This window comes from bacterium (assembly GCA_021108215.1).
Lineage (GTDB): Bacteria > Oederibacteriota > JAAXVQ01 > JAAXVQ01 > JAUVAV01 > JAIORK01.
Genome location: JAIORK010000055.1, coordinates 140,800 through 147,634 on the forward strand (window position 1 = coordinate 140,800; position 6,835 = coordinate 147,634).

9 protein-coding genes are annotated in these 6,835 nt (G+C 44.1%); 3 read left to right on the forward strand and 6 right to left on the reverse strand.

Annotated elements, in window-relative coordinates; all coding sequences use genetic code 11:
- Position 1 precedes the first annotated feature (1 nt).
- The 3 genes from K8S19_13440 to K8S19_13450 all read right to left on the reverse strand — a co-directional run bounded on the left by K8S19_13440 (position 2) and on the right by K8S19_13450 (position 1,818).
- Positions 2 to 874: a decaprenyl-phosphate phosphoribosyltransferase gene (locus tag K8S19_13440; GenBank protein MCD4814681.1), complete on the reverse strand. Its 873-nt coding sequence runs from the start codon at positions 872 to 874 to the stop codon at positions 2 to 4.
- Between the two features lie 454 nt (positions 875 to 1,328).
- The gene (locus K8S19_13445) at positions 1,329 to 1,568 is read right to left on the reverse strand and encodes a BrnA antitoxin family protein (protein MCD4814682.1); all 240 of its coding nucleotides are present in this window, start codon (positions 1,566 to 1,568) and stop codon (positions 1,329 to 1,331) included.
- Positions 1,549 to 1,818 carry a BrnT family toxin gene (locus tag K8S19_13450; GenBank protein MCD4814683.1) on the reverse strand — a complete coding sequence of 90 codons (270 nt, stop codon included), beginning with the start codon at positions 1,816 to 1,818 and terminating at the stop codon, positions 1,549 to 1,551. The genes K8S19_13445 and K8S19_13450 overlap by 20 nt, the downstream gene beginning before the upstream one ends.
- 515 nt (positions 1,819 to 2,333) lie before the next feature.
- On the opposite strand from K8S19_13450, the gene K8S19_13455 reads away from it, so the two are divergent.
- Positions 2,334 to 2,564 (forward strand): helix-turn-helix transcriptional regulator, encoded by a 231-nt coding sequence (locus tag K8S19_13455; protein ID MCD4814684.1) that lies wholly within the window; start codon positions 2,334 to 2,336, stop codon positions 2,562 to 2,564.
- Positions 2,565 to 2,590: 26 nt separating this feature from the next.
- Positions 2,591 to 3,154 (forward strand): hypothetical protein, encoded by a 564-nt coding sequence (locus tag K8S19_13460; GenBank protein ID MCD4814685.1) that lies wholly within the window; start codon positions 2,591 to 2,593, stop codon positions 3,152 to 3,154.
- A 213-nt stretch (positions 3,155 to 3,367) separates the two neighbouring features.
- Here the strand turns inward: K8S19_13460 and K8S19_13465 are convergent, their stop codons facing one another.
- Both K8S19_13465 and K8S19_13470 read right to left on the reverse strand, forming a co-directional pair.
- Positions 3,368 to 3,931: an RES family NAD+ phosphorylase gene (locus tag K8S19_13465; GenBank protein ID MCD4814686.1), complete on the reverse strand. Its 564-nt coding sequence runs from the start codon at positions 3,929 to 3,931 to the stop codon at positions 3,368 to 3,370.
- Positions 3,932 to 3,933: 2 nt separating this feature from the next.
- The gene (locus tag K8S19_13470; protein MCD4814687.1) at positions 3,934 to 4,353 is read right to left on the reverse strand and encodes an MbcA/ParS/Xre antitoxin family protein; all 420 of its coding nucleotides are present in this window, start codon (positions 4,351 to 4,353) and stop codon (positions 3,934 to 3,936) included.
- 224 nt (positions 4,354 to 4,577) lie between these two features.
- Between K8S19_13470 and K8S19_13475 the strand changes: the two genes are divergently transcribed.
- The gene (locus K8S19_13475; GenBank protein ID MCD4814688.1) at positions 4,578 to 4,721 is read left to right on the forward strand and encodes a helix-turn-helix domain-containing protein; all 144 of its coding nucleotides are present in this window, start codon (positions 4,578 to 4,580) and stop codon (positions 4,719 to 4,721) included.
- 87 nt (positions 4,722 to 4,808) lie between these two features.
- Here K8S19_13475 and ltrA read toward each other — a convergent pair whose 3' ends face one another.
- On the reverse strand, positions 4,809 to 6,044 hold the full coding sequence (gene ltrA, locus K8S19_13480) for a group II intron reverse transcriptase/maturase (GenBank protein ID MCD4814689.1): 1,236 nt from the start codon (positions 6,042 to 6,044) through the stop codon (positions 4,809 to 4,811).
- Between the last annotated feature and the right edge of the window lie 791 nt (positions 6,045 to 6,835).

Genomic DNA, 6,835 nt, shown 5'->3' on the forward strand with positions numbered 1-6,835 from the left:
CTCATCCCATGTGAAGTATAAAACCGACCATGATGGTCCAAAGTAGAATAACAATGATCAGCGGTTTATCGCGCAAGAGAATTAACTCCGGTGCGCCGCCCAGGTTTTTTTGATACACCAGATAAAGATAACGTAAAATGCCGTAAATCACCAACGGAACGGTCAGCATCAAGTACTGATGCGCTTGCGCGGTTGGCGACGTAAATGCGTACAGCGAATAAGCAATAATGGTCGCAGATGCCACCACACTCATAAACTGATCCAGCATCTCCGGGGAGTATTCCTCCAATGACTTACGATGCGTTGTCGCCTTATCCCCCATGGTCACCAGCTCATGCCGGCGTTTGGCAAATCCCAGAAACAGCGAGAGCAGTGCGGTCACAATTAAAAGCCAGGGCGAAATCGGGACATGAATCACCAGTGCGCCGGCCGCGGCCCGGAGTACAAATCCGGTGGTCACAATAAAAACATCTAAAATGACAAAATGCTTCAATCCGAAAGAATAGGCGATATTTAAAATCAGATAAATAAAAACAGCGAGCGCAAAAATAGTGGAGAGCAGCATGCCCCAACCCAGGCTGATAATCACCAGCAAAGCCGCACCCCATAGCGCAGTGCGTGAAGAGAGCAGCCCGGCAGCCAAAGGACGTTTTTTCTTTTTCGGATGATGACGGTCCTGTTCCAGATCACGCACATCATTGATAATATACACCGCACCCGAAGCCGTACAAAAGATAATAAAAGCCTGAAAAACTTTGAACAACATATCAGGATGGGTGAAATTAGCAGAAAAAATCAGCCCGGCAAAAACCACCAAATTCTTAGTCCACTGCTTGGGCCGGATAAGTTGTAGAAAAACCATGGATTTGTTCATGAATTCCCTTTTAAAATAGGATAATTAAAGGAAATGGTACCACTGAAAGCAATCAGGTGTCAAGACGGATGTCGGGAAGTTATAATAATGAATGAAGTAGCTTAAAGCTAAGCACTGTTCACCGCATACCCGGAAGACGGGCACGAGGAGCGCTGAGGACGCAGAGATTTTTAATCTTTGATGCTTTTAGATCTTATTGCCTTTACCCTATTTACGCTTTTATCTTATTCTGCTTTTCTCCGCGTTCTAAGCGTTCTCCGTGGTTGAATACTTTTCGCTTTCATGCCTTTACCCTACTTGCCTTCATCCGTGCTTATCAAAGCCTTTATCCGGAGCTATCCGGGTGAACCTTGTGTCCCTACGCTTTTAAAGCCTTTTCGCCCTTCCCCTTCAGCATTGAAATTTAAAAGCTTATTTGGACAACCTGACGCCATCCCCCACCAATGGCAATCCATTATGATTTTAGTTGGTTCACGTGTCGTTGCAGCGCCTCGGCCAGCCATACCTTGATGATGGATTGGCGGGTAATGCCCAGCCGGCGGGCTTCTTCGTCCAGCGACTGGATCATCCAGACCGGAATATCCACATTCACGCGTTTTTGCTCCTGTTCCGGCCGGCGCGCTTTCTTGAGATTGAGATGTTTACTCACATCCTTATTGTCATCAAATTGCTTATCAAATGTTTTCGCTTTCATAGTACCCCACCTCTACTTTTCTGGACCGGCGCACGGAAATGATCCGTATACTGCCACTCCGATAGGTGATCACAGCTGACCACCACTTGTCATCAATTTTTCCAATGACCAAGTAACGTGCTTCGTCCTCTGTGTCTGCCGGTATCTCCAGGTAATGACCATCCTGCCAGATGGCCTTCGCTTGCTCAAAATCAATGCCATGCTTTCTCTTGTTGACCGCGCTCTTTTCAGGATCATATTCAAACAGCATATTTATTATACCCTTTCTATACCTTTTTCACAATACGCAATTGCCGGGACCTTATGCTATTTGACTGATTTTTACTGAATTTATTGCGAAAATATCTGGAATAAAAAAGAGACAGCCGAAAACCCAGCCGCCCAAGACCAAAGGACTTACCCAGGCATACATCCGCTTATTCCAGGATACCTTTCACAAGCCGCGCCGGCTTCACCCCCAGCAGCCCCTCGCGATCCGGAAGAGCTCTGTCAGATAATGCGTTGTTCCTGCTTCAATTTGCTTGTACCGCTTGATTGACATCCCCTGCCGACGGATCGCATTGAGCGGGATTTGGCGGAGTACTCTCATACGCCTGTATCTTCTGCCGAGTTTTAACCACATCAGGTCATCTGATTCCCTCATGATTCCCTCCTCATAGCGCCGATACTGAAATTAGTAGTTTACCAAAGGTGAGTATACTCACGTAGATGACACATGTCAAGTGTTGTTTAATATACTCACGTCGCAAAAAAGGATTGTAAAAAATGAATAAAAAAGAAATGCCGTCACAAATAAAGGCTTTCCTGGGCCTGATTAAACAAACTAGACTCAAAAAAGGCCTCTCCCATCAGCAATTGGCAGACAAAGCCGAAATCAATCGGTCAACGGTCAGCCTCATGGAAAGTCATCAACTCGTACCCACCATGAGCGTCGCACTCAAGGTAGCACAAGCTTTGGATGTGAAATTGTCAGGAATGATCAAGAAAGTAGAGTAAAAAATATTTTTCCTGAAGAAGATAAAGTGACCGACCTGCAACAATTTTTCAATAAACACGCTTCCGGAAAAAAAGTTCTACTGTTTTTTATTTTAACGCAACTGGTTTATATGGCGATGTTGTTGGTGACCATTCCAAAAATTTTACACTTCTCAAATGGAATGAAAATACTGGATTTAATGCCAACCGGGTATAGTGCGGCATACGCGCAAAAATTATTTAAAACTCTCGGAGCAGCAGGACGCAGCTTTTATCTATTCCAACAAATCCCGCTCGATCTGCTCTATCCCGGACTATTTGCAGTTTCTTTTTCATTATTATTGGCATTTATTTTTAAACGGACATCTTCTGAAAAAAGCACTCTTCAAAAACTTGTCATCTTACCCGTTTTTTCCGGGCTCTTCGATTACCTGGAAAACATCGGTATTATTATCATGCTCAGCATCTATCCAACTTTTCAGGCGTGGTTGGTCAAGCTCACCAATATCTTTTCCATCCTAAAAAGCCTTTCAACAACCCTGGTGTTTGTTCTATTGATTATTAGCGGTATTGTACTTTTAATAAAACTGATTCGAAAAAAAGGAAAGTAAGATCATAGTTAAGGTGGTCAACCGGGATGTAGTGATTGGTGCCGAACTTCAAGGAAGTTATTCAGTTATTCGGACTACGTTCCCGATCATAAAGGGTTTTCTTGATAAGGGAAAGTGGGCCGAGCGGAGGTAGTGATTTTCTGGTTAACCGTCTAGTCCGAATCCGTCCCGCGTCATCAACCATATTATCAAAGCTCGATCTTTTAAATTATTTCATTTTATTAATTTAATTCCCATCCATTCGGCCGCACTAATTACTTCGGGCATATCAATATTCAATACTGTTGGTCCATCTATAATTTTTACTTTGCCACTTACTCGTGATCCGAATAGCGTAACATTGACCCATTTCGATTCAAGCGCAGACCACCATTTAAATCCATCATAACCCTTTTCGTACAATTTCCTCGATACACTTTGAGTAAGTTCTCTGTCATGTGTCGCAATATACGCCGGCTCTATATTTAAATCAATAAGATTTTTCGCACGACAACAATCAATTATTTTCACATTTCCCTCAAGGTGTATTTTCACAATTGCATGAACTGTTCCATCAGGGTGTTCAAAATATCGCTGGCTAATTTTATCTTTTAAATTACGAAAGTTCTGTAGCACTTCGGCAATACTCGATATTGGATCTTCCGTTCCATACAAAACTCCCGTTTCAGAAATATCATGCCGGCCCGCACCTTGCAATAGCGTTGGTATCCATAAGGCCCCGCCCCTCTCATTGGGCTTCTTTGTTGGTTCCCATCTAAAGTGTCTATACAGATTCATTTCTACGCATATGACCCCGCAATCGTTTGTTTTGCCGCTAGAATGACATCATCAATTTGACCTTTTCTTATAAGATCAATGGGTCTTTTATTTCCAAGATGTGCATTTGTGCCTTTCAACCAACTCAATGCAACATCCTCATAGTAGTAACTTATAAGCAAAGTAAATAAATGAGCAAGCGCGGCTATTTTTTGAACATTTTCCGCATCAGGAAATTCTCCCTTCTGCCATTTCGTAATTCTTGATCGGTCGACTTGTAATAAATCAGCCACTTTTGTTTTTTTTCTAGCCACTTCCTCAATAAAATCCAGTTCGGCTTTTTGCATCACATGAAATTTTCCGCTTCCTTCATGCCCCCGCACATGAAGCCTACTCTGTCTAGAAGCAGTACCACGATTGGCAGACATATTCTTTTTCATCATAAACACCTCACGTTTTTTTGGGGCAAGCCCTCACAAGCTTACAAGACAAACTGGCACATCCCAACAATGTGCCTAAAGCAAAATTAGCGTTTTACCCTCCTCCTTCCAATTCTCGGTATTTCCTCTTCAAACACGAGTATACCACAACATTTTTTGTTGCGCAACATTTTTTGTTGTTTTATGTCACGGCCGAGTTTATCACCGGACTAGCAGCGTCAAGGGAAATGCCGTCACAAATAAAGGATTTTCTGGACCTAGTTAAACAAACCAGACTCAAAAATGGCCTCCCCCATCAGCAATTGGCGGACAAAGCCGGGATCAATCGGTCAACTATCAGTCTCATGGAAAGTCATCAACTCGTGTCATAGGGTCGAGTAGCCCAGAGGAATCTCACATCCAGACTCTCACAGAACCGTACTTGAATCTCTCGATTCATACGGCTCTTACTGTTCAGTCTATCTGATACACCAAGCCCAGTGGACAAATTGGTTAGGTTTTCTTCGCCATATTGATCGCAGCCATCTTGTTGCTCTTACTAGTTTGCGATGCAACTTTTTGTACTTGCGCATGGCCCACCTTGCAATTGCCATTTCCACTTGTCTTAGTATGGGTCTCATTGCCGAGCGATAGTATGTTCCATAATAGTTCATCCAGCCACGGACCTGTGGATTAATTTCTTCCGCTATTTCTTCCAGCGTTAATGGAACTAATTTCTTCAGTTCCCATTTCTTAATCTTTTGGCTCATAGCTTTCCTTGCTTTTTGACTAACTGCCGGTACAAATCCTACAAAGCATTGGCCTGTTTTCTTCCGGCATACTCTTCCGCGAAAAGTATAACTCAAAAAGTCAAAGCTCGTGTTCGTGTGATCGCCTGGGCGGTTCTGGTCTTTGCAATAAACTATCTTGGTCTTTTCAGAATGTAGAGTCAGACGATATTCGTTCAAGCGTCTTCTGATACATTCCAGTACATACTTCGCCTGCTTTTCTGTGTGGCAATGAACGATAATATCATCCGCATATCGTTCGAATCGCAATGATGGAAATTCCTGATGCATCCATTCATCAAATGCTTGATGCAGAAATATGTTTGCCAGCAAAGGACTGATGACACCTCCTTGTGGCGTTCCTTTGGCCCGCTCTATTATTTCTCCATCTTTGCTTTGGGATGGGGCTTTCAACCAACGCTCAATGTACAGCAGTATCCATTTTTCATCAGTATACTTCCGTACTTCTTGCATCAGTAATTCATGATCGATTTCATCAAAGAATCCCTTGATGTCCATATCAATCACCCAGTCATATTTCCAACACCGCTCTCTTGCCTTTCCTATCGCCTGGTGAGCTGACTTTCCTGGTCTGTACCCATATGAATCCTCATGAAACTTTGGTTCCACTTGGGGTTCCAGATACATTTTGGCCACCATCTGGGCAATTCGGTCTGCCACTGTCGGAATACCTAAGACCCGTTTCTTTCCATCTTTCTTAGGTATCTCACAGCGCAGAACTGCCGGAGGTAAATAACTACCTGACGACATTCGATTCCAATTCTTGTAGAGATTATTCGCGAGATTTTCCTCAAACGTCTCCATTGATTCTTTATCGATTCCCGCCGCCCCTTTGTTGGCCTTCACCTTGAGATAGGCTTCCCATACCACTTGCCTGGATATCTGATACGACTTGCTGGTAGTCACTCATTCCTCCCACTTTTGATGGTTGATAACTGACTTGATGCTGAACAGTTCGGTCCCTTCGCTCCACTTCCATTACAGAAGCTTCTTCACTACTACGAACCGATCCGTCCCTGCATCGCGCATCGGTACTCACAAGCTAACCGCGTCCCTCACAGCTTGCTTGGCTCCCTTATCATCGCCATACAGGTTCCCACGTTCCACATAAGAGCCTAAACAGAGATCATGCCACCTCTATGCCGGATGCCGCGCAGCCAATAGGCACGTTGCCGCTGCACTTGTCCCAAAGTTACGTCCATACCTTGGTTTTGACATCGTCTGATTCACTTTCGACACTTAAATGGTGATTCACTTCCGTTCATCTTCTCTGTTCATACCTTTCCTTGACGCTCACCACCATGCCTTTTGGACACAGCAGCTCAAGGCGGTTTGGCATCTGCTCGTGCAAACCGATGCCGAAGGACCGACCCCTTCATCTCTTACGAAACTTCGTGGCACACGGGCGGAGTCAATTTGTCAGATTATAAAATCATTTGAACTATAGCCGTATCACCGAACTACGTCCCCTTATCTAAAAACTTGCATCACGCAAAGCCGCGAAGAAAGGCAGGCTGCCTATCAATGTAGTGAGTTACTATCGCCGGAGGTGAAGCACCAAATATGATTTTTAACTACTCGGTGCGACATCCTGCCATGCTCTAAGGCAGGACGTGAAATGCTTTTGGGCGGGTCACGGACCGCCCCTATCTATGGGTAATGTCAACCCCCAATATATTTAAGTCATGCAGTGGAGG

Coding starts and splice junctions, on each gene's coding strand:
- K8S19_13465 (MCD4814686.1), bottom strand. CDS start 3,931: ATGAATCTGTATAGACACTTTAGATGGGAACCAACAAAGAAGCCCAAT.
- K8S19_13445 (MCD4814682.1), bottom strand. CDS start 1,568: ATGAAAGCGAAAACATTTGATAAGCAATTTGATGACAATAAGGATGTG.
- K8S19_13475 (MCD4814688.1), top strand. CDS start 4,578: ATGCCGTCACAAATAAAGGATTTTCTGGACCTAGTTAAACAAACCAGA.
- K8S19_13455 (MCD4814684.1), top strand. CDS start 2,334: ATGAATAAAAAAGAAATGCCGTCACAAATAAAGGCTTTCCTGGGCCTG.
- K8S19_13440 (MCD4814681.1), bottom strand. CDS start 874: ATGAACAAATCCATGGTTTTTCTACAACTTATCCGGCCCAAGCAGTGG.
- K8S19_13450 (MCD4814683.1), bottom strand. CDS start 1,818: ATGCTGTTTGAATATGATCCTGAAAAGAGCGCGGTCAACAAGAGAAAG.
- K8S19_13470 (MCD4814687.1), bottom strand. CDS start 4,353: ATGATGAAAAAGAATATGTCTGCCAATCGTGGTACTGCTTCTAGACAG.